The 24,627-nt window shown below is 72.4% G+C and carries 27 protein-coding genes; 23 read left to right on the forward strand and 4 right to left on the reverse strand.

Annotated features, from left to right (window positions below):
- Positions 1 to 22 precede the first annotated feature (22 nt).
- The 9 genes from FGX59_RS08090 (at position 23) to FGX59_RS08130 (ending at position 7,721) form a co-directional block, all read left to right on the forward strand.
- Positions 23 to 337, forward strand: a complete 315-nt coding sequence (locus FGX59_RS08090) for a helix-turn-helix transcriptional regulator (RefSeq protein ID WP_138466022.1) — start codon at positions 23 to 25, stop codon at positions 335 to 337.
- Positions 334 to 678, forward strand: a complete 345-nt coding sequence (locus FGX59_RS08095; protein ID WP_206078314.1) for an SRPBCC domain-containing protein — start codon at positions 334 to 336, stop codon at positions 676 to 678. The genes FGX59_RS08090 and FGX59_RS08095 overlap by 4 nt, the downstream gene beginning before the upstream one ends.
- A 58-nt stretch (positions 679 to 736) precedes the next feature.
- On the forward strand, positions 737 to 1,342 hold the full coding sequence (locus tag FGX59_RS08100; RefSeq protein WP_138466023.1) for an ATP-dependent Clp protease proteolytic subunit: 606 nt from the start codon (positions 737 to 739) through the stop codon (positions 1,340 to 1,342).
- 174 nt (positions 1,343 to 1,516) lie between these two features.
- Positions 1,517 to 2,569 (forward strand): serine hydrolase, encoded by a 1,053-nt coding sequence (locus FGX59_RS08105; protein WP_171060558.1) that lies wholly within the window; start codon positions 1,517 to 1,519, stop codon positions 2,567 to 2,569.
- Positions 2,570 to 2,860: 291 nt separating this feature from the next.
- The gene (locus FGX59_RS08110) at positions 2,861 to 4,369 is read left to right on the forward strand and encodes a sugar ABC transporter ATP-binding protein (protein ID WP_138466025.1); all 1,509 of its coding nucleotides are present in this window, start codon (positions 2,861 to 2,863) and stop codon (positions 4,367 to 4,369) included.
- 4 nt (positions 4,370 to 4,373) lie between these two features.
- Positions 4,374 to 5,351: an ABC transporter permease gene (locus tag FGX59_RS08115; protein WP_138466026.1), complete on the forward strand. Its 978-nt coding sequence runs from the start codon at positions 4,374 to 4,376 to the stop codon at positions 5,349 to 5,351.
- 37 nt (positions 5,352 to 5,388) lie between these two features.
- Positions 5,389 to 5,850, forward strand: coding sequence for a Rid family hydrolase (locus FGX59_RS08120; protein ID WP_171060559.1), 462 nt, complete (start codon positions 5,389 to 5,391; stop codon positions 5,848 to 5,850).
- 30 nt (positions 5,851 to 5,880) lie between these two features.
- Positions 5,881 to 6,858, forward strand: a complete 978-nt coding sequence (locus FGX59_RS08125) for a substrate-binding domain-containing protein (RefSeq protein WP_138466028.1) — start codon at positions 5,881 to 5,883, stop codon at positions 6,856 to 6,858.
- On the forward strand, positions 6,855 to 7,721 hold the full coding sequence (locus FGX59_RS08130; RefSeq protein WP_240722317.1) for an aspartate dehydrogenase: 867 nt from the start codon (positions 6,855 to 6,857) through the stop codon (positions 7,719 to 7,721). The genes FGX59_RS08125 and FGX59_RS08130 overlap by 4 nt, the downstream gene beginning before the upstream one ends.
- Here the strand turns inward: FGX59_RS08130 and FGX59_RS08135 are convergent.
- A complete protein-coding gene (locus FGX59_RS08135; protein ID WP_171060560.1) occupies positions 7,698 to 8,666 on the reverse strand; it encodes a LysR substrate-binding domain-containing protein in 969 nt (322 codons plus the stop codon). The genes FGX59_RS08130 and FGX59_RS08135 overlap by 24 nt on opposite strands.
- Positions 8,667 to 8,783: 117 nt before the next feature.
- Between FGX59_RS08135 and FGX59_RS08140 the strand changes: the two genes are divergently transcribed.
- The 7 genes from FGX59_RS08140 to FGX59_RS08170 all read left to right on the forward strand — a co-directional run bounded on the left by FGX59_RS08140 (position 8,784) and on the right by FGX59_RS08170 (position 16,921).
- A complete protein-coding gene (locus tag FGX59_RS08140) occupies positions 8,784 to 9,677 on the forward strand; it encodes a polysaccharide deacetylase family protein (RefSeq protein WP_138466030.1) in 894 nt (297 codons plus the stop codon).
- The gene (locus tag FGX59_RS08145) at positions 9,674 to 10,618 is read left to right on the forward strand and encodes a glyoxylate/hydroxypyruvate reductase A (protein WP_138466031.1); all 945 of its coding nucleotides are present in this window, start codon (positions 9,674 to 9,676) and stop codon (positions 10,616 to 10,618) included. The genes FGX59_RS08140 and FGX59_RS08145 overlap by 4 nt, the downstream gene beginning before the upstream one ends.
- A 378-nt stretch (positions 10,619 to 10,996) precedes the next feature.
- On the forward strand, positions 10,997 to 12,055 hold the full coding sequence (locus FGX59_RS08150; protein ID WP_138466032.1) for a GTP-binding protein: 1,059 nt from the start codon (positions 10,997 to 10,999) through the stop codon (positions 12,053 to 12,055).
- A 79-nt stretch (positions 12,056 to 12,134) separates the two neighbouring features.
- A complete protein-coding gene (gene cysS / locus FGX59_RS08155) occupies positions 12,135 to 13,475 on the forward strand; it encodes a cysteine--tRNA ligase (RefSeq protein ID WP_138466033.1) in 1,341 nt (446 codons plus the stop codon).
- A 34-nt stretch (positions 13,476 to 13,509) separates the two neighbouring features.
- Complete coding sequence (gene thrS / locus FGX59_RS08160) at positions 13,510 to 15,456, forward strand: threonine--tRNA ligase (protein WP_138466034.1); 1,947 nt, start codon at positions 13,510 to 13,512, stop codon at positions 15,454 to 15,456.
- A gap of 53 nt (positions 15,457 to 15,509) precedes the next feature.
- Positions 15,510 to 15,860, forward strand: a complete 351-nt coding sequence (locus FGX59_RS08165; RefSeq protein ID WP_206078315.1) for a VOC family protein — start codon at positions 15,510 to 15,512, stop codon at positions 15,858 to 15,860.
- The gene (locus FGX59_RS08170; RefSeq protein WP_138466036.1) at positions 15,857 to 16,921 is read left to right on the forward strand and encodes a GTP-binding protein; all 1,065 of its coding nucleotides are present in this window, start codon (positions 15,857 to 15,859) and stop codon (positions 16,919 to 16,921) included. Before FGX59_RS08165 ends, FGX59_RS08170 begins: the two co-directional genes overlap by 4 nt.
- A gap of 9 nt (positions 16,922 to 16,930) precedes the next feature.
- Here FGX59_RS08170 and FGX59_RS08175 read toward each other — a convergent pair whose 3' ends face one another.
- Positions 16,931 to 18,094 (reverse strand): S-(hydroxymethyl)glutathione dehydrogenase/class III alcohol dehydrogenase, encoded by a 1,164-nt coding sequence (locus tag FGX59_RS08175; protein ID WP_138466037.1) that lies wholly within the window; start codon positions 18,092 to 18,094, stop codon positions 16,931 to 16,933.
- 113 nt (positions 18,095 to 18,207) lie between these two features.
- On the opposite strand from FGX59_RS08175, the gene FGX59_RS08180 reads away from it, so the two are divergent.
- Entirely contained in the window at positions 18,208 to 19,224 is a 1,017-nt protein-coding gene (locus FGX59_RS08180) for a GlxA family transcriptional regulator (RefSeq protein ID WP_138466038.1), read from the forward strand.
- Positions 19,225 to 19,231: 7 nt separating this feature from the next.
- Here FGX59_RS08180 and FGX59_RS08185 read toward each other — a convergent pair whose 3' ends face one another.
- Positions 19,232 to 19,693: an Lrp/AsnC family transcriptional regulator gene (locus FGX59_RS08185; protein WP_138466039.1), complete on the reverse strand. Its 462-nt coding sequence runs from the start codon at positions 19,691 to 19,693 to the stop codon at positions 19,232 to 19,234.
- A gap of 176 nt (positions 19,694 to 19,869) precedes the next feature.
- On the opposite strand from FGX59_RS08185, the gene FGX59_RS08190 reads away from it, so the two are divergent.
- From FGX59_RS08190 to FGX59_RS39625, 6 genes are all read left to right on the forward strand, one after another.
- Positions 19,870 to 20,913, forward strand: coding sequence for a pyridoxal-phosphate dependent enzyme (locus FGX59_RS08190; protein WP_138466040.1), 1,044 nt, complete (start codon positions 19,870 to 19,872; stop codon positions 20,911 to 20,913).
- Positions 20,906 to 21,031, forward strand: a complete 126-nt coding sequence (locus FGX59_RS39610; RefSeq protein ID WP_370295877.1) for a hypothetical protein — start codon at positions 20,906 to 20,908, stop codon at positions 21,029 to 21,031. Before FGX59_RS08190 ends, FGX59_RS39610 begins: the two co-directional genes overlap by 8 nt.
- Before the next feature lie 78 nt (positions 21,032 to 21,109).
- A complete protein-coding gene (locus FGX59_RS08195) occupies positions 21,110 to 21,880 on the forward strand; it encodes a M24 family metallopeptidase (protein WP_370295878.1) in 771 nt (256 codons plus the stop codon).
- Positions 21,881 to 21,894: 14 nt separating this feature from the next.
- Positions 21,895 to 22,068, forward strand: coding sequence for a hypothetical protein (locus FGX59_RS39615; protein WP_370295887.1), 174 nt, complete (start codon positions 21,895 to 21,897; stop codon positions 22,066 to 22,068).
- Entirely contained in the window at positions 22,068 to 22,301 is a 234-nt protein-coding gene (locus FGX59_RS39620) for a hypothetical protein (RefSeq protein WP_370295879.1), read from the forward strand. The genes FGX59_RS39615 and FGX59_RS39620 overlap by 1 nt, the downstream gene beginning before the upstream one ends.
- Before the next feature lie 14 nt (positions 22,302 to 22,315).
- Positions 22,316 to 22,771: an aspartate/glutamate racemase family protein gene (locus FGX59_RS39625; protein WP_370295880.1), complete on the forward strand. Its 456-nt coding sequence runs from the start codon at positions 22,316 to 22,318 to the stop codon at positions 22,769 to 22,771.
- A gap of 1,018 nt (positions 22,772 to 23,789) precedes the next feature.
- On the opposite strand, the gene FGX59_RS08205 is transcribed toward FGX59_RS39625, so the two are convergent.
- A complete protein-coding gene (locus FGX59_RS08205) occupies positions 23,790 to 24,605 on the reverse strand; it encodes a universal stress protein (protein ID WP_171060561.1) in 816 nt (271 codons plus the stop codon).
- Between the last annotated feature and the right edge of the window lie 22 nt (positions 24,606 to 24,627).

A 24,627-nucleotide genomic window follows, 5' to 3' on the forward strand; every position in this document is an offset into this window, starting at 1 on the left:
AAGTACCTGCTTATCTGACGGCATGGCAGAGAACGAGATCTTCAAGGCCCTGGCCGACCCGACGCGCCGCGCGATCTTCGAGAAGCTGGCCGATGGCCGGATGAATGCCAGCGCGCTGCGCGAGGGCATGGAGATCAGCCAGCCCGCCATGTCGCAGCATCTGGGCGTGCTGCGCCAGGCGGGGCTGGTGCGCGAGGAGCGCCAGGGGCGCTACATCAACTACCAGGTCGATCCCGACGGGCTCGCCTGCATCGCCGGCTGGCTGGCGCGCTACCGCGCCTTCTGGCCCGAACGGATCGACGCGCTGCGGGCGCTCTTGAAGGAGATGGACCAGTGAGCGCGAAAGACATGCCCCGGCCCGGCACGGACGGGGCCCTGCTGCAGGAATACCGGCTGGATGCGCCGCCCGCCAAGGTCTGGCGCGCGGTCAGCCTTCCGGCCTTCCGCGAGGCCTGGCTGCCCTCGGCCGAACTCGCCGCCGAGGCGCCGGTCGCGGCCGAGCCGGGCGAGGCGGTCAGCTACCGGCTGCGCGACCCCGAACCGCCCCATCGCGAAAGCGTCGTCACCTTCCGGCTGCTGCCGGAGCCCGATGGCGGCACGCGGCTGCGGATCCTGCAGCGCCCGGCGACTTCCGGGGCCGCCAACTGCAACGCGGCGCTCTCGATGCGCGCCGCCTGACGCCCCGGCCCCGTCCGGGCCCATCCCCCAGACCCGACAGACCGAAAGGAGGTCGCCGATGCGCGACATGATGCAGCTCGTCCCGATGGTGGTCGAGCAGTCCGGCGGCGGCGAGCGCGCCTTCGACATCTATTCCCGCCTGCTGCGCGAGCGGATCGTCTTCCTCAATGGCGAGGTGAACGACCCCGTCGCAGCGCTGATCTGCGCGCAGCTCCTCTTCCTCGAGGCGGAGAACCCGGCAAAGCCGATCCAGTTCTACATCAACTCCCCCGGCGGCGTCGTCACCAGCGGGATGGCAATCTACGACACGATGCAGTACATCCGCGCGCCGGTCCATACGCTGTGCATGGGCACCGCGCGCTCGATGGGATCCTTCCTGCTGATGGCCGGGGCGCCCGGCGGCCGCGCGGCGCTGCCCAATGCCGGGATCCTGATCCACCAGCCCTCTGGCGGCATGCAGGGCCAGGCCACCGACATCCAGATCCATGCCGAGGAGACGCTGCGGACGAAGGCGCTGATGACCCGCCTCTATGCGCGGCACTGCCGCCGCAGCTACGAGGCCTTCGCCGCGGCGATGGAGCGCGACCGCTTCATGACGGCCGAGGAGGCGCTGGACTGGGGGCTGATTGACCGCATCCTGGAGCCGCGCGCCGAGGCCGCCTGACGCGCCCCGCGGTGCTTGCCGCCGCGTTCCCTCTGGGCCATGGTGGCATCCTGTAACATGCTAAACAGGATTTGTTGGCTTATGATCAATTTAAGTGTGCGGCGGGGCAGTTTTCTTGCACCGGTTCTCGCCGTCCTGGCCCTCCCGGCAGGGGCCCAGGAACAGGAGCAGGCGATGCTCGACGACATCGCGGGGATGTACGGCCTGCTGATGGAATACCAGGTCGCGACGCCCGCCTCGGTGCTGGTCGCGGTGATGGGGGACTCGTCCCATTTCGGCTTCTACGGAGAGAACGGCGCCGGGGGCGCGCTGGACGAGAATTCGATCTTCCGCATCGGCTCGATCTCGAAGGCGATGGCGGGCCAGGTCATGGCCGGGATGATCGCGGACGGGAAGGTCGCGGCCGAGGCGCCGGTCACCGAATACCTGCCCGACCTGCCGGGCACGGTCTTTCCGGACGGCACGCCGATGCGGATGATCGACCTGGTCGGCCAGGCGGCGGGCCTGCCGCGCGACCTGCCGGTCGATCCGGGCCCGGACGACAATCCCGACCAGATGCAGACGCTGCCCGCGATCTCGGCCTATCTGGAGGACACGCCGCTGTTCTTCGCGCCGGGCACGCGGCTGCTCTACTCCAATTTCGGCTACCAGCTGCTCGGCGCCGCCCTCGGCGCGGCCAATGACAGCAGCTACGGCGCGGCGCTGGAGCAGTACCTGACCGGCCCCCTGGGCATGGAGGACACCGCGATCGGCGTCCCCGAGGACAAGCTCGGCCGGCTTCTGCCCGGCTATCTCTTCGACGACAGCGAGTTCCCGCTGATGCAGCCCGGCGACCTGCTCGGCGCCTCGGGCGGGATCTTCACCACGGCGAAGGACATGGAGCGCTGGATGCGCTGGAACCTGTCGCAGGAGCCCGATCCGGTGCGCGACATCTTCCACGCCCCGCATGCGGACCGCTCCGATTTCCGCTCGGTGTCGATGATGGATGAATCCGGCCATCTCGACGAGATGGGCATGGGCTGGGTGATCATGCACGAGACCGAGGCACAGCCCTACACGCTGCAGAAGGCCGGGGCGCATGGCGGCTACATGGCCTATCTCGCGCTCGCCCCCGAGAAGCAGGCGGCAGTGTTCATGATGATCAACAAGTACGATTTCGACGCCGACGAGACCATGACCGCGCTGGCAAACAGCATGCTGGCGGCGCTGCCCGGCGCCATGGACTGACCCTGTCCGCGGCCGGACCGGAGGTGACCCTCTCCGGCCCGGCCGCCCTTGCGGCCAAGCGGAAACTGCCGCCGGGGCCGCCCCCTCTCTGCCATTGCCCGAAATTTGCGCGCCGGGGACGCATTTTTGCGCCGCGGACGGCTGTGCGTCGTCGCCTGCACCGCGCCATGCATGATGGTTCATCATGCATGATGGCAGGCGATGTGGTTTGCGCGGCGCCGGAAACTCGCCTTTCTTGTCGGAAACCGTGCGGTTAGCGCCGCATGACAACCGGGAAGGGCAGAGCGCCGAATGAGGGAATATCACCTGAGCCATGTCTCGAAGAGCTTCGGCAGCTTCCGCGCCGTGGACCGTGTCGACCTGAGGATCCGCCCCGGCGAAATCCATGCGCTGATCGGCGAGAACGGCGCCGGGAAATCGACCTTGCTGCGGCTCTTCTCCGGCGAGCTCGCCCCGGACACGGGCGGGCTGCTGATCGGCGGACGCGAGGCGCGGCTCGCGGGGCCCGCCGCCGCACGGCGCCACGGCATCCGCATCGTCCATCAGGAGCTGAGCATTGTCGGCTGCCTCAGTGTCGCCGAAAATGTCATGCTGGGCCACCGCCCGCGCGGCACGCTCTTCCATGCCCCGCGGCGGCAGGAGGCCGCGGCCCGCGCGGCGCTGCGCCGTCTCGGCATCGACCTGCCGCCCGGACGCGCGGGCGCGGCGCTCTCCACCGCCGAGCAGCAGCTTGTCGAGATCGCCCGCGCGACGCTGGGCCGTCCCGGGCTGCTGATCCTCGACGAGCCGACGGCCAGCCTCGCCACCCCGGATGCGGACCGGCTTCTCGGGCTGATGCGGCAGCTCCGGGCGGAGGGGACGGCGATCGTCTTCGTTTCCCACCGGCTCGACGAGGTGCTCGCGGTCGCCGACCGCGCCACCGTGCTGCGCCGCGGCCGGATCACCCACCGTTTCGAGCGGCGCGAGATGGCCGATGCCGGGACGCTGATCGCCGCGATGACCGGCGGCGCCGCGCTCCGCCGCCTGCCGGCCCCTGCCGCCCCGCCGGGGCCGGAGCTGCTGCGGCTCGAAGGGCTGGGCCGGGCGCCGGATTTCCAGGATGTCTCGCTGAGCCTGCGCGCGGGCGAGATCACCGGGCTCGCGGGCCTCGTCGGCGCCGGGCGCAGCGCGCTGGCCGAGGCGGTCTTCGGCGCCGCCCCGGCGCGCACGGGGCGGATCCTGCGGCGCGGCCGCCCGGTCGCGCCCGGCTCGCCGCGCGCCGCGCTGGCAGAGGGCATCGTGCTGGTGCCCGAGGACCGCAAGCGCGCGGGGCTGGTTCCCGGGCTTTCCAGTGCCGAGAACATGACCCTGACCCGCCGCCGCGCCGGGCTGCCGCGCTGGCGCGCGCTGCGCCGGGAGGCCGCGGAGATGGGGCAGGGGCTGGTCTTCCGCGGCCGCCTCGGCGCGCCGGTCGGGCACTGCTCGGGCGGCAACCAGCAGAAGGTCCTGCTGGGCCGCGCGCTGCTGTCGGGCGCCGAGGTCTTCCTGCTCGACGAGCCGACCCGCGGCGTCGACCCGGCCGCGCGCGCCGATATCTACCGCCGGATCCGAGACCTGGCCGATGCCGGCGCCGCCGTGCTGGTGATCTCCTCCGAGCTGCAGGAGCTGACAGGCGTCGCCGCGCGCATCCTGGTCATGTCGGGCGGGCGGATCACCGGCCGCTTCGACGGCCCCGATTACGACGAGACCGAACTTCTGGAGGCGGCCTTCGCGGGGCACCGCACCGCGCCTGCCGCCCCGGCCCAAGCTGAAGGACCCTGACAGGATGACAGTGAATACCACGGACACGCCGCCGATGCCGCGGCTCGGGATCGATGCCCGCGCGCTCTTCCGGCGCTTCGGCCTGGCGGCGGCGCTGCTGGCGATGGCGGCGGTCTTCGCCGCGCTCTCGGACGTCTTCCTGACGGCGCAGAACCTGCGCAACCTGCTCCTGCAGGCGGCGCCGCTGGCGGCGGTCGCCTTCGGCCAGGCCTTCGTCGTGCTCAATGGCGATCTCGACCTCTCGGTCGGCTCTGCGGTCGGGCTCTGCAGCGTGGTCATGGCCTCGGTCATGGCGGCGCAGGGCGTCTGGCCGGGGATCGCGGCCGGATTGGGCGCCGGGCTGCTCCTGGGGCTCGCCAATGCCGCCGCGGTCACCTGGCTGCGGGTCATGCCCTTCATCGCGACGCTGGCGATGATGTCGATCGCTCAGGGCGCGGCGCTGATGCTGAGCCACGGCACCCCGGTCGTCGGCCTGCCCGCGGGCTTCGCCGATTTCGGTTTCGCCCGCGTCCTGGGCCTGCCCGCGCCCTTCCTGCTGGCCGCCGCGCTCGGCCTCGGCGCGGCGCTCTTCCTCGCCTTCACCGTGCCCGGGCGCGATGTCTACGCGGTCGGCGGCAATGCCGCGGCGGCGCGGCTGGCGGGGATCCCGGTCCCGGCAATCCGCGTCATGTCCTTCGCCATCTGCGGGCTCTCCGCGGCGGTGGCGGCGCTGATCCTGACCGCGCGGGTCAGCTCGGGCCAGCCGACGCTGGGCGGCGCGCTGGCGCTGCAATCGGTGGCGGCGGTGGTGCTGGGCGGCGTCTCGCTCTTCGGCGGGCGCGGCAGCATCGCCGGGGTCGCGGTCGGCGTCGCCTTCGTCACCGTGCTCGGCAATGGGCTGAACCTGCTCAATGTCTCCTCCTATGCGCAGATGGTCGCGATCGGCCTGGCGCTGATCGCCGCTGTCGCGCTCGACCGGCTCCTGGCCGACGCCCGCGGCTGATCCCGCGCAGATGATGTCCCCGAAAGGACCGATCCCGATGACCGACACGATCCGCCGCTTCGTCAATGACGCGCCCGAGCTGGCGCCCTTCCAGGCCAAGGCCCCCTGGGCCGAGGCGGTCGAGCTGCCCGCCAATGCGCGGCTCCTCTTCCTCAGCGGCCAGGGGCCGGAGATGATCCCCGGCGCGCCCGACCCGGAGGCCATCGAAAGCCATGGCGACATGGAGCGCCAGACCTTCAGCGTGCTTTCGGTGATCCGGGCCGCGCTGGCCGCCAAGGGCTATGCGATGGCCGATATCGTCAAGATGATCGCCTATCTGCGCTGCGCCCCCGGCCAGGGCACGCTCGATCTCGAGGGCTTCGGCCGCGCCTATCGCCGCTTCTTCGGCGATGGCGGCGACCTGTGCCAGCTTCCCGCGCGCTCGCGCGTCGAGGTGGCGCGGCTGATGAATCCCGGCTGGCTGGTCGAGATCGAGGTGATCGCCGCGCGCGTTCCCTGACCCTTTTTCCAAGACCTGAAGGAGACTGACATGACAGGACCACACAAGGCGCGGCGCCTCGCCGCGGCGATTTTCTGCGCGCTCTCGACGGCCGCCGCCGTGCCCGCCGCGGCCGGGGAGACGCCCCGGATCGGCGTCTCGCTGCCGCTGCTGGCGGGCCCCTGGTACACCGCGATCCTCTACGGGCTCGAGGCCGAGGCGGACGCACGGGGGGCCAAGCTGGTCGTGACCGATGCCGGCGGCTACGGCCATATCGGCACGCAGGTCGACCAGATGGCCAATCTCGTCGCCCAGGGCGTCGACGCGATCCTGGCCGATCCGACCAACCCGGATGCGCTGAACGGCGTGGCGCGGATGGCGGGCGAGGCGGGGATCCCGCTTCTGGGCCTGGCAAGCCCGGTCGTCGCCTCGCAGGTCCCGGCCGCGGGATCGGTCTCTTCCAGCCATTGCGATCTCGGCCGGGCGATGGCCGAGGGCGCGCGGGCGCTGCTGCCCGAAGGTGGCACGGTCGGCGCGCTGGCCGGTCCCGCCGGGGCCTTCTGGGCGGGCGAGCGCTACCGCTGCTTCGCCGCGGCGCTCGCGGACAGCGACATCCGGATCGTCGCGATGCAGAATGGCGACCAGGACACGGCGCTGGCCATGTCGACCGCCGCGGACATGCTGCAGCGCTTCCCGGATCTGTCGCTGCTCTACGGCGCGGATGACAGCTATGGCGTCGGCGCGGCCCGCGCGGTCGAGCAGATCGGCGGCTGCGGCAAGGTCAAGGTGCTGATGGCGGTGCTGGGCGAGGCGGCCGAGGACATGATGCGCCGCGGCTGCGCCGACTACGTCGTCGCGCAGAAGCCGGTGCTGATCGCGCGCCAGGCGCTGGCCATGGCGCTGGAGCTCGCCGCCGGCGCGACACCGGAGGCGCAGGAGATCGTGGTGCCGGTGGTGCCGGTAACCGCGGCCTCGTTGCAGGACGTCGATCTCGGCGAGATCCGCCAGCCCGCGGGGTGGCAGCCGTGAGCGCGGAGGAGACCGCGATGGCGGAGGCGGCCGCGCAGGACGGCCGGGACCGGACCGGACCGCTGAAAGTGGCGATCGGCGGCTATGGCGCGATCGGGCGGCGGGTGGCGCAGGCGCTCGACCGCGGCATCCCGGGGCTGGAGCTGGCCGCCGTCTCGGCCCGCGATCCGGCGGCCGCGCGGCAGCGGATGGCCGGCGAGCTCTCCCGCCCGCGCCCGGTCCTGCCGCTCGGCGCGCTGGCGCGGCAGGCCGATATCGTCGTCGAATGCTGCCCGGCGGCCGAGTTCCGCAGTCTGGCGGAGCCCGCCATCGCCGCCGGCAGGACGCTGGTCGTCATCAGCTCGGGCGCGCTCTACGCCAATTTCGACCTGGTCGAGCGGGCGCGGCAGACCGGCGCGCGGATCGTGCTGCCCTCGGGCGCGCTTCTCGGGCTCGACGCGGTGCGCGCAGCCGCCGAGGGCGAGGTGCACCATGTCCGGATGGTCACCCGCAAGCCGCCGCGCGGGCTCGTTGGCGCGCCGCATGTGGCGCAGTCCGGGCTCGATCTGGAGGCGCTGACCGAGCCGCTGCTCCTCTTCCGCGGCAGCGCGGCCGAGGCGATCTCGGGCTTTCCGGCCAATCTCAATGTCGCGGTCTCGCTGGGGCTCGCGGGGATCGGGCCGGAGCGCACCGAGCTGGAGATCTGGGCCTCGCCCGAGGTCACGCGCAACACCCACGAGATCCATGTCAGCTCCGACAGCGCCGAGCTGACGCTGAAGATCGAGAACGTGCCCTCGCCGGAGAACCCCAAGACCGGGCTGATCACGCCCCTGAGCGTGATCGCCGCCCTGCGCCGGCTCTCAGCGCCACTGGCGGTCGGCTAGGCGCTGCTTCGCGGCCTCTTCGCCCAGCCATTTGCGGAAGCTGCGGACCTTGGGCAGGGACCATTGGTGGTCGCGCCCGAGCACGTGATAGGCGCCTGCGCTGCGCACGCTGCGGCGCAGCGCAGGCACCAGCCGGCCGGTCGCCAGATCCTCTTCGACCAGCACGCTCGGGGCGATGGCAATGCCGTCGCCCCGTCGCGCTGCGGCCAGCTCCATGAAGAAATGCCCGAATTGCGGCTCCTCGGGCGAGACCTCGATCTCGATCCCCATGGCGCGGAACCAGTCCGGCCAGGCATGGATGCGCGTCCCCAGATGCAAGAGCGGATAGGCCAGCACGTCGGCCGGCTCGCGGATCGCGGGCCCCTCGCGCAGGAGCCCGGGCGCGGCCAGCGGCACCAGCTCGTCCTCCATCAGCTTCTCGCTGCGCAGGTTCTCCCAGTCCTGGGTCATCCGCAGGTCGATCCGCGGCGCGCCGCCCTCGGGCGCCTCCGCCCCGGGCGTGCCGACGCGGATCGCCAGGTCGACATCCTCGCGGGCGAAATCCACCGCGCCGATGGTGGTGACGATGCGCACCTCGATCTCGGGATGCTGGCGCACGAAATCGTCGAGCCGCGGCATCAGCCAGTTCATCGCCAGCGTCGGCAGCACGCTGACCGTGATCACCCCGCTGGTCTGGCGCTGGTCGACCCTGGCGACGCTGCGCGACAGCTCGTCAAGCGCGCTGCGCAGCCCGGGATAGAGCGTCTCGCCGTCGCGGGTCAGCTCCAGCCGCCGGATGTGGCGGATGAACAGCGCCGTGCCCAGCTCCTCCTCCAGCGCCTTGACCTGGCGCGAGACCGCGCCCTGGGTGACATGCAGCTCGGCCGCGGCCTCGGTGAAGCTCATGTGCCGCGCCGCCGCCTCGAAGACCCGCAGCGCATTCAGCGATGGCAGCCTGCGGCGCATGGCCTGCTCCTTCCATAAATGATCCGGGCTCATCCTATCGGGGCGGAAACCTCGTTTGTCCAGCGGGTTCACTCTGCCTAGTCTGCGGATAACTCATGGAATTGCGAGGATGACGACATGCTGAACGAACCCGGGCGCTTTGCCTATTCCGCCATCACCCGGCGGCCGGATTTCGACTGGCCCGGCGGGCGCAGGCTGGCGGTGCACCTGTGCCTGAACCTGGAGCATTTCGCCTTCAACGAGGGGCTCGGGCTCAGCTACTCGCCCGGGCTGCCGCATCCGAACAGCTACAACTGGGGCTGGCGCGAATACGGCAACCGGGTCGGGGTCTGGCGGCTGATGGAGCTCTTCGACAGCCTGGATTTTCCGGTCTCGGTGCTGCTCAACAGCGAGATCTACGACCACTGCCCCGAGGTGATGGAGGCGATCCGCGCCCGCGGCTACGAGATCGTCGGCCATGGCCGGACGAATTCCGAGCACCAGAACGATTTCGAAGAGGCGGGCGAGGCGCAGCTGATCGCCGAGGCCACCTCGGCCATCGCCGCCGCCGAAGGGGTGCCGCCCAGGGGCTGGCTCAGCCCGGGGGTGAACCCGTCCGAGGCGACGCCGGATCTGCTGTCCGAGGCGGGCTACGGCTACATCCTCGACTGGCCGATCGACGACCAGCCGGTCTGGATGCGGACCCGGCACAAGCCGATCCTCTCGGTCCCCTATCCGCACGAAATCAACGACATCCCCTTCATCGCGCTGCATCACGGCCAGCCCGGCGCCTTTGCCGCGGCGATCACCGATGCCTTCGACGAGATGCTGGTCCAGAGCCGGGCGCAGCCGCTCGTCTACGGCATCTCGATCCACGCCTTCCTGATGGGCCAGCCGCACCGGCTGGTCCATCTGCGGCGGGCGCTGGCGCATGTCGCCGCGCAGCGCGACCGCGTCTGGCTAGCCACGACCGGCGAGATCGCCGCGCATTACGCCGGGCTCTTCCCTGCGCCCGCGGAGATGCAGCCGTGACCGAGACCGTGCCCTTCTGCAGCCGGCTGCCCGCCGCCCGCGCCGCGCCCTGGCTGGAGGCCTTCGCCCGCGCCGGGCCCGGTATCCGCGTGGTGCCGCGCGCCGAGCTGAGCGCGGCAGAGGCGCAGGCCGCGCGGGTCGCCATCGTCGCCGATCCCGATCCGGCCGATCTCGACGGGCTGCCCGCGCTCGACTGGGTGCAGAGCCTCTGGGCCGGGGTGGAGGGGCTGATGCCCGCCCTCGCGCCGCGCGGCCTGCATGTGGTGCGGATGGTCGATCCGGCGCTGGCGGACAGCATGGCGGAGGCGGTGCTGGGCCATGTGCTCTATCTCCACCGGCGCCTGCCCGAATACCTGGCGCAGCAGCGCGCGGGGCTCTGGCAGCAGCTCCCCCATGTGCCGGCGGGACAGCGGCGCGTCGCGATGCTGGGGCTCGGCGCGCTCGGGCGCGCGGCGGCTGGGCTGCTCGCGGCGCAGGGCTTCGCGGTGACCGGCTGGTCGCGCCGTCCGCACGCGCTGCCCGGCATCGACTGCCGCCATGGCGAGGCGGCGCTGGCGGAGGTGCTGAGCGGCGCCGATATCGCCGTGCTGCTCCTGCCCGCGACCCCGGCGACGCGGCATCTGCTCGACGCGGAGCGGCTGGCGCAGTGCAGGCCCGGCATCCGGATCGTCAATGTCGCCCGCGGCGCGCTGATCGACGAGGCGGCGCTGCTCGGCGCGCTCGACCGCGGGCAGGTCGGGCATGCGGTGCTCGACGTCGTCTCGCAGGAGCCGCTGCCCGCGACATCGCCGCTCTGGCGGCACCCGTCGGTGACGCTGCTGCCGCATGTCGCCGCGCTGACCGATCCGGACAGCGCCGGGCAGATCGTGCTGGAGAACCTCGCGCGCTATTTCGACCATGGCCAGCGCCCCGGCGGGGTGGACCGCGCCGCCGGCTACTGACTGTCGGGCCGCGGATCGCATGGCGGCTTGCACTCCCTAAGTGTTATACTATAACACTACGTCGAAAGGGAGCCAGGCCATGCAGGGACGAAACCGGGCGCCGGGAGGCGCGCAGACCGAGACGGAAGCGGCGCGGAGCTGCGCCTGCCATGCGTTGCGCGTCCCGCCGATGCGCCAGACCCGGATCCCGGGGCGCCGGACGGGCAGGCCCGTGCCGCCAGATGCAAGCTGCCGCGCCGCCGTCCCGCGGCCAAAGCGCCGCCGCGCCGTCGTCCCGGCGGGGCCCCATGGCGAAGCGGGGCAGGGAACGGCCCGCCGGGCCGGGGCCGCGCGCGCGCCGGTCCCCTGCGCCGCCCGCCGCCCCGCCGGAGCGGCGCCATGACCGGGCCGGTCCCCGTCACCCTGCTGACCGGCTTCCTCGGCAGCGGAAAGACCACCGTCCTCAACCGCCTGCTGCGCGATCCGGCCTTCGGCAGCACCGCGGTGATAGTCAACGAATTCGGCGAGATCGGGCTGGATCACGAGCTGGTCGTCTCCAGCTCGGACAGCATGGTGCTCCTGCAGTCGGGCTGCCTCTGCTGCTCGCTGCGCGGCGACCTGCTCGAGACCCTGGCCGACCTGGCAGAGCGGCGCGAGGCAGGCGAGCTCGGCTTCGACCGGGTTGCCATCGAGACCACCGGGCTGGCCGATCCCGCGCCGATCCTGCACACGCTGCTGACCAGCCGGGCGCTGTCCGACGAGTATGCGGTCGACGGGGTGGTGACGACGCTCGACGCCGCGGCCGGGGCCGGCACGCTGGAGCGCCACGAGGAGGCGCGGCGCCAGGCGGCCGTGGCCGACCTGATCCTGCTGACCAAGACCGACCTGCCCGAAGCGCAGGAGGCGGCGGTGCGCGCCGCACTGGCGGAGCTGAACCCGGCCGCGCCGGTCCTGAAGGTCACTGGCGGGCAGGTCGATCCCGCGGCGCTGACCGGGCTCGGCCATTTCGACCCCCAGATGAAGCCCGCCGCCGTGGCCGGCTGGCTGCGCGAGGCGGCGGTGCCCGTGCCGACGCGCAAGGGACTCGCCGCGCAGCGCCATCTCGACGAGATCCGCGCGGTCTCCTGGGTGGTCGAGGCGCCGGTCACCGCCGACCAGTTCGACCTCTGGATGGAGCTCCTGATGATCCGCCGCGGCGCCGACATCCTGCGGCTGAAGGCGCTCGTCCATCTCGAGGACGTGCCGCATCCCTTCGTCGTCCATGGCGTGCAGCACATCTTCCACCCGCCGGTCCTGCTGAAGGACTGGCAGGGCAGCGACCGGCGCACGAAATTCGTGCTGATCGTCCGCGACTTCACCGATCCCGAGCTGGAGGAGCTCTTCGCCGGGCTCGCCGCGCTCAGGGTGGCGCCGCATGGCCGTCCGGGCGGCTACCTCGCGGCGGAGACGGCCGAGTGACCCGACCCGCCGCCCATCGCAATCCCGCCAGAAATTCCGCCAGACATTCCGCCAGACATTCCGTCAGACAGGGGGCCTGATGCCGCTTCTCCTCACCAACAGCCTCGGCGGCCGCAAGCAGGTCTTCGAGCCGCGCGTCCCGGACCACGTGAAGATGTATGTCTGCGGGCCGACCGTCTACAATTTCGCCCATATCGGCAATGCCCGGCCGGGCGTGGTCTTCGACCTCCTGCGCAGCGTGCTGGAGCGGCGCTTCGGCCGCGTCACCTATGCCCGCAACCTCACCGACGTGGATGACAAGATCAGCGCCGCCGCGGCGGAGGCGGGCGTGCCGATCTCGGCCGTAGCCGGGCGCTACGCCGCGGCCTACCGCGCCGACATGGCCGCGCTCGGGGTGCGCCCGCCGACGGTCGAGCCGAAGGTCACTCAGAGCATGGCGCAGATCATCGACCTGGCCGGACGGCTGATCGCCCGGGGCCATGCCTACTGCGCCGAGGGCCACGTACTCTTCCACGTGCCGTCCTTTGCGGCCTATGGCCGTCTTTCGCGGCGGAACCGCGGCGAGATGATCGCCGGCGCCAGGGTCGAGGTCGCGCCCTTCAAGCGCGATCCGGCGGATTTCGTGCTGTGGAAGCCCTCGGCGCCGGATCAGCCCGGCTGGGACAGCCCCTGGGGGCGCGGGCGGCCCGGCTGGCATATCGAGTGTTCGGCGATGATCGAAGAGCATCTGGGCAATCCGATCGACATCCATGGCGGCGGGATGGACCTGAAATTCCCCCATCACGAGAACGAGATCGCCCAGGGCACGCAGGCGCGCTTCTGGATCCATAACGGCTTTGTCACCGTCGAGGGGCGCAAGATGTCGAAATCGCTCGGCAATGTGCTGCTGGCGCGCGACCTGCTGGCGGAGGCGCCGGGCGAGGCGGTGCGTCTGGCGCTGCTCTCGGCGCAGTACCGCCAGCCGCTGGGCTGGAGCTCGGCGACGCTGCCGCGGGCGACCCGCACGCTTTCCCGGCTCTATGCGGCGCTCGGCGAGGACGACGCCGCCGTGACGCCGGACGATCCGGCGCTCGGCGCGCTGCACGCGGCGCTCGATGACGACCTGAACACCCCCGCGGCGCTGGCCGAGCTCTACCGGCTGGGGGAGGAGGCGCGCCGCTCGGGGCCCGCCGGGCGCGGCACGCGGCGCGCGGCGCTGCGCGGGGCAGGGGCGGCGCTCGGGCTCCTGCGGCTGCCGCGGGCGGGCTGGGCGGAGGCGCTCGGCCGGATCGCCCGGCCGGAGCCCGGGGACACCGCCGGCATCGCCGCGCTGCGCCGCGCCCGCGCGGCCGCCCGCGCCAGGCGCGACTTCGCCACCGCCGACCGCCTCCGCGACCAGCTGGCAGAGCTCGGGGCCGGCACGGCCGACGGCCCCGCCTGAGCGCCTGCCCCGCAGCACATTCCAGGAGACAGTCATGATCCGCATCACCCTTCCCGACGGCGCCATGCGCAGCTTCGAGACGCCGCCGACCGGGGCCGAGCTTGCCGCCGCCATCGCGCCGTCGCTGCGCCGCCGGGCCGCCGCCGCCGCCATCGACGGCCGCATCGCCGATCTCTCGGCGCCAATCGCCGCGGACGCGCAGGCCGAGATCCTGACCCGCGGCGACCCGCGCCTGCTGCCGCTGATCCGCCATGGCTGCGCCCATGTGCTGGCCGAGGCGGTGCAGGCGCTCTTTCCGGGGACCCGGGCGGCAATCGGCCCGGCGACCGGAACCGGCTTCTACTACGATTTCGCCGCCGAGCGGCCCTTCACCCCCGAAGATCTGCCCGCGATCGAGGCGAAGATGCGCGAGATCATCGCCCGCAACGCGCCCTTCGTGCGCGAGGACTGGAGCCGCGAGCGGGCGCATGCCCACTTCGCCGGGCAGGGCGCGGACTACAAGCAGGCGCTGATCGACGCCATTCCCGGCGACGGGCCGGTCGGGATCTACAGCCAGGGCGCGTGGCGCGATCTCTGCCGCGGGCCGCACCTGGCCTCGACCGGCCAGATCGGCGGCGCCTTCCGGCTGACCCGCGTGGCCGGGGCCTACTGGCGGGGCGATGCGTCGAACGAGATGCTCTCGCGCATCTACGGGGTGGCCTTTGCCAGCCAGGCCGAGCTGGACGCGCATATGGCCATGCTGGCCGAGGCCGAAAAGCGCGACCACCGCCGGCTGGCCCGCGAGATGGATCTCTGCCACTTCCAGGAGGAAGCGCCGGGCGCGGTCTTCTGGCATCCGAAGGGCTGGCAGCTCTTCCAGCGGCTGATCGGCTACATGCGCGACACCCAGGCGGCGGCCGGCTACGAGGAGGTCAACACGCCCGACATCCTCGACCGCGGCCTGTGGGAGACCTCGGGGCACTGGCAGACCTACCGCGAAAACATGTTCTTCACCCGCACCCGGGACGCGCGCGACTTCGCGCTGAAGCCGATGAACTGCCCCGGCCACATGCTGCTCTACCGCCACGAGAGCCGCAGCTACCGCGACCTGCCGATGAAGATCGCCGAATTCGGCAAGGTCCACCGCTACGAGCCCTCGGGCGCGCTGCACGGGCTGATGCGGGTGCGCTCCTTCACCCAGGACGACGCGCATGTCTTCTGCATGCCGGCGCAGCTGACCGCGGAATGCGTCAAGATCAACGACCTGATCCTGTCGATCTACCGCGATTTCGGCTTCTCCGGCATCCGCATCAAGCTTTCCACCCGGCCCGGGAACCGGATCGGATCGGACGAGAGCTGGGACCGCGCCGAGGAGGCGCTGCGCGAGGCGCTGGCAGTGGCGGGCCAGCCGCACGAGATCTTCGAGGGCGAGGGCGCCTTCTACGGGCCGAAGCTGGAATACGTGCTGCGCGACGCGATCGGCCGGGACTGGCAATGCGGCACGCTGCAGGTCGATTTCAACCTGCCCGAACGCTTCGGCGCGACCTATGTCGCCGCCAGCGGCGCGCGCGAGGTGCCGGTGCTGCTGCACCGGGCGATGTTCGGCTCGCTGGAGCGCTTCACCGGCATCCTGATCGAGCATTTCGCCGGTCATCTGCCGCTCTGGCTGGCGCCGCGCCAGGCGGTGGTCGCGACCGTCACCGCAGAGGCCGATGCCTGGGCGGGCGAGGTGCTGGCGGCGCTGGAGGCGCAGGGCCTGCGCGCCGCGGCGGATCTGCGCAACGACACCATCGCCTACAAGGTGCGGGCGCATTCGCTGCAGAAGACGCCGCTGGTGCTGGCGGTCGGGGCGCGCGAGGCGGCGGAGGGCACGGTGTCGCTGCGGCGGCTCGGGCAGAAGGGCAGCCGCGCGATGCCTCTGGCCGAGGCGGTGGCGATGATCGCGGCGGAGGCGGCCGGGCCCCGCGCGGCCGACGCCCTGCGCGAGAGCGAACCGGCATGACAGCAGGTCCAATATTCAGCCATGTCATCCTCGGCGCCCGCGATCTGGAGCGGTTGGCCGCCTTCTGTGCCAAGGTGCTCGCGCCCGTCGAGCTGGTGCGGCGCGCGGCGGAGAATGGCGGGCCTTTGGGCCGCGATTGGCCGCAAATCTGGCTGAAGCGGCTCCAGAACGGCGCGGCGGCCAGCACCGGAAACGGCAGCCAGGCGGGTTTCGATGCGCCCTGGCAGGCGGCGGTCCAAACGGGCGGGACGGACAAGGGCCCTCCCGGACCGCGCCCGCATCACGCCCCGGATGATTGCGGCGCCGATTGCCGCGATCCCGAAGGCAGCAAGCCGTGCTTCGTCCTTGCCGCGGGTTTCGCCGCCCGCGGCAAGGACACCGACAGAGAAGGAGCGACCCCATGAGCCCATCCCTCCCCCAGACCCCGGTCTTCCTGCTGACCGGCTTCCTCGGCGCCGGCAAGACCACGCTGCTCAACCGCCTGCTGGAGGACCCGGCCCTGGCCGACACCGCGCTGGTCATCAACGAATTCGGCCTGGTGGCGGTCGATCACGACCTGGTCCGCAAGGGCAGCGAGCGCGCCTCGGTCACCACGACGGGCTGCATCTGCTGCAGCGCGGGCAGCGACCTGCGCTCCTCGCTGGACGAATTGCTGGCGCTGCGCCGCAAGGGCGGGCTGCCGCCCTTCTCGCGGGTGATCGTCGAGACGACCGGGCTCGCCGATCCCGCGCCGATCGTCAACAGCCTGATCCCCGGCGGGATCCCGGCGCGGTCGCTGTCGGACCATGCGGTGGCGCGGGCCTTCCGGCTCTCGGGCGTGATCGCGGTGGTCGATGCCGAGGGGATCGAGGCGGCTCTTGCCGCCCATCCCGAGAGCCTGCGCCAGATCGCCTTCGCCGACCAGGCGGTGGTGACGCGCGCCCGGGGACAGGACTGGACGGCACGGCTCCGCGCGCTCAATCCCGGCATCGCGGTCCATGACGCCGGCGATCCGGGCTTCGATCCGGCGGCGCTGCTGGCGCCGGGCAGCTATTCGGCCTTCGGCAAGGGCGAGGGGGTGGAGGCCTGGCTGGAGACCGAGACCGCCCGCGGTCCCGGGGCCCATGGCGGGCACATGCATGACCTGAACCGCCATGGCGCGGTGCAGGCGGTGCCGCTGGTGGCCGAGGCGCCGCTCGATCCCGATGCGCTGCAGGGCTTCCTCGCCGGGCTGGCCGCGGCGCCGGAGAGCGGGCTGCTGCGGATCAAGGGGCTGGCGGCGCTGGCCGACGATCCCGCGCGCCCGGCCGTGATCCATGCGGTGCAGCACCGGCTCTATCCACTGCTGCGGCTCGAAGGCTGGCCGCCGGGACAGGCGGCCAGCCGGATCGTGGTGATCGGCACCCGGCTCGACGAGCGCGGCCTGCGCCGCCGCTTCGCCGCGCTCGGCGCCGCGGCGGCGTCCCGCGCGCCCTTCCTGGCCTGAGCGCCGGGCTCAGCCCGGCAGGATGATGCCGGGCAGGGTATTGACCCGCATCGTGTCATCGGGGCGGAAATGGATCACCGAGCGGATCGACTTGCCGGCATGGAGCAGATCGAAGGCGGTGTTGATCTGCTCATGCGCCATGTTGTGGGTGATATAGGGATCGACGTCGAAATCGCCCCGCAGCCACTCGTCGACCATGCCCGGCAGCTGGCTGCGCCCCAGCACCCCGCCGAAGGCCGAGCCGCGCCAGACCCGCCCGGTGACCAGCTGGAAGGGCCGCGTGGCGATCTCCTCGCCCGCTCCGGCCACGCCGATCACGGTGCATTCGCCCCAGCCCTTGTGGCAGCATTCCAGTGCCGCGCGCATGACATTCACATTGCCGATGCATTCGAAGGAATAGTCGACCCCGCCATTGGTCATCTCGACGATCACCTGCTGGACCGGCTGGGCGAAATCGGCGGGATTGAAGCATTCGGTGGCGCCGAGGCTCCGGGCCAGCGGGAACTTGGCCGGATTGGTGTCGATGCCGATGATCCGAGACGCGCCGATCATCTTCGCCCCCTGGATCACCGCCATGCCGACCGCGCCCAGACCGAAGACCGCGACGGTGGAGCCCGGCTCCACCTTGGCGGTGTTGCGCACCGCGCCCATGCCGGTCGGCACGGCGCAGCCCATGACGCTGGCCTTGGCCAGCGGCGCCTCCTTCGAGATCTTCGCCACCGCGATCTCGGGCAGAACGGTGTATTCCGAGAAGGTCGAGGTGCCCATGTAGTGGTGGATCATCCGGCCCTTGTAGGAGAAGCGCGAGGTGCCGTCGGGCATCACGCCGCGGCCCTGCGTCTCGCGGATGGTCTGGCAGAGATTGGTCTTGCCCGAGCGGATATAGGGGCAGTCCGGGTCTTCGGGCGTATAGAGCGGGATCACGTGGTCGCCGGGCACGACGGAGGTCACGCCGCGGCCGGTCTCCTCGACGATGCCGACGCCCTCATGGCCCAGAACGGCCGGGAAAAGCCCCTCGGGGTCGCGGCCCGACAGGGTGAACATGTCGGTGTGGCAGAGGCTCGTCGTGACGATGCGCACCAGCACCTCGCCCTCCTTCGGACCCTCCAGGTCGATCTCCTCGATTTCCAGCGGGCGGTTCGGCTCCCAGGCGATGGCTGCGCGGGTCTTCATGCTTGGCTCCATGCATTGCAGGTCGTGATGTGACGTTATACCATCTCATTTCCGGAGCGGGGCGGCGGAAAGCGGCCGGATCCGGACAAGCTTGACGGCAATGGAGCAGGGGCATGGACGAGGGCAGGGCGGCGGGGCAGGCAGGCGCGGCAGGGGCGCTGCCGGTGCTCCTGGTGATCTATCCCGGCTTCAAGGCGATGGAGGCGGTCGGCCCGGCCAGCGTGCTCGCCGCCGCCAACCGCCATCTCGAAAGCCGCGGCGATCCCAGGCGCTACGCGGTGACGCTGGCCGCGCCCGAGGCGGGGCCTGTGCCGTCGGAGGCAGGCCTGGCGCTGGAGGCCGCCCTGCCGCTGCCCGGCGACGGCGACCTCGACACCGTGATCGTCGCGGGCGCCGCCGATATCGAGGCGGCGCTTTCTGCCGAGCCCGGGCTGGTCGAGTGGTGCCGCCGCCGCGCGCCGCAGGCCCGGCGCTTCGCCGCGCTCTGCACCGGCTCCTTCTTCCTCGCCGCGGCGGGGCTGCTGGACCGCCGCCGCGCCGCCACCCACTGGGCGCATGCCGCGCTGCTGGAGCGGCGCTTTCCGCGGGTGCGGGTCGATGCCGACGCGATCTTCGTGCAGGACGGCGCTCTCTGGACCTCGGCCGGGGTGACCGCCGCGATCGACCTGGCGCTGGCCTTCGTCGAGCAGGATTTCGGCCGCGACCTGGCGCTGGAAGTCGCCCGCGACATGGTCATCTACCTCAAGCGCCCCGGCGGGCAGTCGCAATTCTCCGCCGCGCTGACCTCGCAGATGACCGGCTCGCCCGGCATGCGCGACCTGCAGGCCTGGATCATGGCCAATCTCGCGCGGCCGCTGAAGCTGGGGGACATGGCGGCGCAGGCGGGGATGAGCCCGCGCCACGTCACCCGCGCCTTCTCGGCCGAGCTGGGCATGACGCCCACCGCCTATCTGGAGCTCGCCCGCAGCGAGCGCGCCAAGGCGCTGCTCCTCGACACCGCGCTGCCGATGAAAAGCGTCGCCTTCCGCGCGGGGTTCAGCTCGGACGCGCAGATGCGCAAGGTCTTCGCCCGCCGCTATGCGCTGACCCCGCGCGCCTATCGCGAGCGGTTCCGCACCGCCGGGGGCTGAGCGGCGCTCAGCCGGGCGCGACCGGCATGGCGAAGCCGGTCTTCACCCGGTCCATCACCGCGCTGGTGCGGAAGCGCTGCACATTCTCCTCAGCGAAGAACTCGCGGCGGGTGAAGGCCTCGTATTCTGCCATGTCGCGTGCCGAGACCAGCAGGACGAAATCGGCATTCCCGGTGACGTAGTAGCACTGCATCACCTCTTCCGCCGCCTGCATCCGCGCCTTGAACCCGTCGAGATCCTGCGTCCGCTCGTTGAGCAGCGTGACCTCGACGACCAGCATCAGCCCGCGGCCGATCCGGCCGGGATCAAGCACCGCGATCTCTGCCTCGATCACGCCGGAGCTGCGCAGCCGCGCCAGCCGCTTGCGGCAGGCATCGGCCGAGAGCCCGACCTCCGCCGAAAGCGCCTCGGCGGTCTGGCGGGCATTCTTCTGGAGCGCGGCAAGCAGGAGGGCGTCGAATCTGTCCATGGCCCCAGAATGGCGCAGAACCCGCCTTGGGCGAAGCCATGGAAGGACGATGGTCCGGAAAACCGCGGTCTTTGTCCCTATCAGGCCGGAAACAGGACCATCCGTCCCGGAAGTATCCGGGAAAGCGGCGCCCGGCCGCGCTAAGCTGGGCGGCAGAGACGGGAAAGGAACCGGGCATGCCGCAGATGCTGGAGAACCCCTGGCGCGGGACGGGGATGGCGCTCGACGCGCCCTGGCCGCTGGCGGATGCTTCCGGGGCGGGGGCGCTGCTGGCGCGCTGCCCGGCCCATGCGGCGACGCCGCTCGTCGAGCTGCCCGCGCTCGCCGCGCGCTTCGGTGTCGCCCGGCTCGTCGTGAAGGACGAGCGCGGCCGGATGGGGCTCGGCAGCTTCAAGGCGCTCGGCGCCGCCCATGCCATCGCGCGCGAGGCCGCCGCAACCCGCGCCGCCGATCTGCGCCGGGCGCTGGCCGGGCGGGTCTATGTCACCGCCAGCGCGGGCAATCACGGGCTTTCCGTCGCTGCCGGGGCGCGGCTCTTCGGGGCGCGGGCGGTGATCTACCTCGCCGAGGACGTGCCCGCGGGCTTCGCCCGGCGGCTCGCCGCCAAGGGGGCCGAGGTGGTCCGCGCAGGCCGCAGCTACGAGGCCAGCATGGCGGCGGCCGCCGCGGCGGCGGAGGCGCAGGGCTGGACGCTCCTCTCCGACAGCTCCTGGCCGGGCTACGCGGAACTGCCGCTGCGGGTGATGGAGGGATATCTCCAGCTCGCCGCCGAGACCGTGGCCGGAATCGGCCGGCCGCCCAGCCATGTCTTCGTGCAGGCGGGGGTCGGCGGGCTCGCCGCCGCGCTCGCCGCACAGGTCCGCCGCGCCTGGGGGGAGGCGCCGCAGATCGCCGTGGTCGAGCCCGAAGCCGCTCCGGCCCTGACCGAGAGCATCCGCGCGGGCCGGATCGCCGAGACCGCCGGCCCGGCCTCCTCGATGGGGCGGCTCGACTGCAAGACGCCCTCGGTGATCGCGCTCAAGGGCCTCTCCCGCGATGCCGACCTTTTCGTCACCGTCAGCGAGGCCGAGGGGCAGGCGGCCGCCGCGCTTGCCGCCGAGGCGGGCCTGCCGACGACGCCCTCGGGTGCGGCCGGACTGGCGCCGCTGGCCGCCGGGATGGTCCTGCCCCCCGGGGCGGAGGTGCTGGCGGTGATCAGCGAGGGGCCCGAGGATGGCTGAGCGCTCGCTGATCTTCCCGGCCGGGGAATGCCGCGGCCGGACCGCGCGGCTGCAGGCCGGGATGGCCGCCGCGGGGCTCGACGCGCTCCTCCTGACAGGCGCCGCGGACATCTTCTAGGTCACCGGCTTTCTCACCCGCTTCCGGGAGAGCGCCGCGCGGCCCTGGGTCGTCGCGCTGCCCGCCGCGGGCCCTCGGGTGGCGGTGATCCCGTCGATCTGCGCCGCGCTGACGGGCCGGACCTGGCTGGAGGACATCCGCAGCCGGGACGCGCCCGACCCGCGCGACGACGGCATCGGCCTTCTCGCCGAAACCCTGTCCGGCATGGTGCCCGAACGCGGCCGGTTCGGCCTGTCGATGGGGGCGGAGACGCAACTGCGCATGCCGCCCGGCGATTTCGCGGCGCTCCGCGCGCGGCTCGACCCGCGCCGCTTCGAGGACGCCACCGCCTGCCTCCAGCGGGTGCGGGAGATCAAGTCCGAAGCCGAGATCGCCCGCCTCCGCACGGCCTGCGCGATTGCCGGGCGCGCCTTTGTCCGCGTGCCGGGCTTCGCCCTGCCGGGCCGGCCGCTCGACGCGGTGTTCAGCGACTTCCAGATCGCGCTTCTCGAGGAGGGCGCCGACTGGGCGAGCTGTGTCGCGGGCGGCGCGGCGCCGGACGGCTATGGCGACGTGATCTCGCCTGCCGGGCCGGACCCGCTCGCGCCGGGGGACATCCTGATGCTCGATACCTGCGCGGTAAAAGACGGATATTTCGGCGATTTCGACCGCAATTTAGCGATCGGCCCGGCCTCGGAGACCGCGCGGCGGGCGCTGGCCGCCCTCTGGGAGGCGACGGAGGAGACGATGGCTGCGCTGAGCCCGGGCCTTCGCGCCTGCGATCTCCACGCGATGCTGGCCGAGGGGATCCGGCGCCGCGGGCAGGGCCCCCGGGCGAGCGGCTGGGCCACGGGCTGGGGATCGCGCTGACCGAATGGCCCTCGCTGGCCCCGCGCGACACGACGCTGCTGCGGGCGGGGATGGTGCTGGCGCTGGAGCCCGGCTACGCGACCCGCGACGGGCGGCTCCTGGTGCATGAGGAGAACATCGTGCTGCGCGGGACCGGCGCCGAGTTCCCATCGCCGCGCGCGCATCGCGACCTGCCGGAGCCCGGCTGATGGCGGGCTTTCCCCATGATCTGGAGGCGCCGCGGCCGGGGCTCGTGGTGCTGCAGATGGACGAGACCATCGAGAATGATTTCCGCCACCTCTTCGCCCCCGGCACCGCGCGGCTGCAGGTCAGCCGTGTGCCCTCGGGCGCCAAACTGACGCCCGCCGCCATGGACTCTGCGCTGTCCGTGGCGACCGGTTCGACGCGCTCGGCTATGGCTGCACCTCGGGCACGGCGCTGATCGGCGCGGGGCGGGTGCATGGGCTCTTGACCGGCGCGGTGCAGGCGCGGGCGGCGACCGATCCGCTGAGCGCCGCGCTGATTGCCTGCCGCGCGCTGGGGCTGCGCCGGATCGGCCTGCTCTCGCCCTATATCCCGCCGGTCGCAGGGCCGTTCCGCGCGGCCTTCCAAGCGGGCGGCATCGCGGTGCCCGAAACGCTTTCCTTCGGCGAGGCGGAGGAGGCCCGCGCCGCCCGCATCGCCCCGGCCTCGATCGCGCGGGCGGCCTCGGCGCTGGCCGGTCGCGGCGGGATCGACGGGGTCTTCCTGTCCTGCACCAACCTGCGCACGCTCGGCATCATCGCCCCGCTCGAAGCGGCGCTCGGCCTGCCGGTGCTCAGCTCCAACCTGGTGCTCGGCTGGCACATGGCACAGCTCTCTGGCGCCCCGCTCGCCCCCGGCATCACGTGCCGGCTGGCAAGGACGCGCTGACCCAAGGCCCCCGGACGGCGAGGCCGACCCCCGGGGCAGTGCATCTGCCGGTCTGCACGCCCGGCAGCATTCCGGGATGCGGCAAGCGCCCGGCGCTGCATGGCGGCCGCCATTGGCTGATCGAGCGCGCGGGCGCGGGTGCCGGACCGAGGGCAGCAGCCCGTCTGCGGATTCATGGTTCGGAAAGGCCGCAGCGGCCAGCCCAGTCCGCCGCTTTTCCGCTTCCTGCACACGCCCGGCGTTGCATCCCGGCCGACGATGGCTGATGGCGCACCTTGTCTCCGCGGGCGGACAGCCCCGGATCGAGTTCAGCGCCGAACCGCCAAAGCGCGGGCCGGCCCGGCCACCACAGTCAGCCCATTCCACGGCATCCCGGAGAGTGGCTGGCGCCCGGCGCAGGGCCCCGGACGATTATCGCGGGAAGGCGGCAACCCCCGGAGCCCGGGGCCGAGGGCTGGACTGAAATCGACGCCCCCTCTGCCGATGCGGAATTCGGCACGGCCGCAGCCGACAACCCCGGCCGCAGCACTTCGGCGAGGGGCGCGCGCCCGGCGTCACATCCCGGCCGGCAATGGCTGACGGCATGCAGCAGACGTGGATGCGGACCGTCCGGATGGACGCCCGCGCCGAAGAACCGGACCGTGACCCGGCGGGGCACCCGACCGGCCCGGGCCGTCGCTACCCGGCTCCCGGCAGGGCGTGCCGCGGGGGGGATGGCGGCGTCCACCGCGGCCTAGGAGGTTGCACGGGCGGCCGGATCGGCAGCAGAGCCCGGACCGCCGATCCCGGCGCGGTCCGGCTCGCGCCGGCCAGCCCGTTCTGCAGGTCTCGGGCAACGCGCAGCGCGTCCAGAAAAGGGGGCTGCGCGCTGCCCGAAACCTGCGGAGCCCCGTCTGGACGGACGGATCGCGGCCGCCGAACCACGGCACGGCAAGGCGCCCTCCGCCCGCGCGGAGGCGCCCCGGAGCCGGCAGCGTTCCGCGGCGCCATGGCAGGCCGGGGACGCGCCGCTGCGGCCTCAGGCGCGGACGATCAGGATGTCGCTCGGGGCGTTGCGGATCAGGGTCTCGGTGAAGCTGCCGAGGATCGTCGGGGCGAACAGGCCGCGGGCATGGGCGCCCACCGCGATCAGATCCGGCGCCTGCGCCTCGCGCGCCCGCAGGAAAGCCTCGGAGACCGCGGCTGCCTCGGGCTCGGGCACCGGCAGCTGTGCGGGCAGCTCCTCCTCCGCCCACCATTCCGCGATCCGCTCGCGCGCCTCGGCGAGGAAGGGCGCCACCGCCTCGGGCCGCCCGCCCGGCGCGATCCAGCCGCGGAAGGGCACATGCAGCGCGTGGAAGCTGCGGAACTCGGCCGCGGGTGCCAGCGCCGCCGCCCAGCGGGCCGCGGCCGCGCAGCTGTGGGAGAGGTCGACGCCGCAGAGCACCCGGGCATAGTCGTCCTCGACCGCCTGGCTGACCAGCAGCACAGGGCGGGGGGTGGCGCGCACGATCCGCTCTACCGTGGTGCCGGCATACATGTCCCAGATCGGCCGCGCGCGGTGGACGCCCATGACGACGAGGTCGGGCTGGACCTCCTCGATCACCTGGGCGAGCTTCTCCACCGGTTCGCCGATCTCGACGCGGATCTCGGTCTCGCAGCCACCCGCGGACTGGCGCGACAGCTCCTCGCGCGCCTCTTCCATGATCGCGCCCGACATCTGCTTCGGCAGGTCGTCATCGACGACGGTGCAGACGACGAGCTTCGCGCCATGGGCCGCGGCGAGACGCTCCGCCCGCCGCCGGGCGCGCTCGGAGCGCAGGGAAAGATCGGAGCCAAGCAGAATCGTCTTCACGCGGATAGTCCTTCTCTTCTGG

This window comes from Poseidonocella sp. HB161398 (assembly GCF_005870025.1).
In the GTDB taxonomy this organism is placed as follows: domain Bacteria; phylum Pseudomonadota; class Alphaproteobacteria; order Rhodobacterales; family Rhodobacteraceae; genus Mangrovicoccus.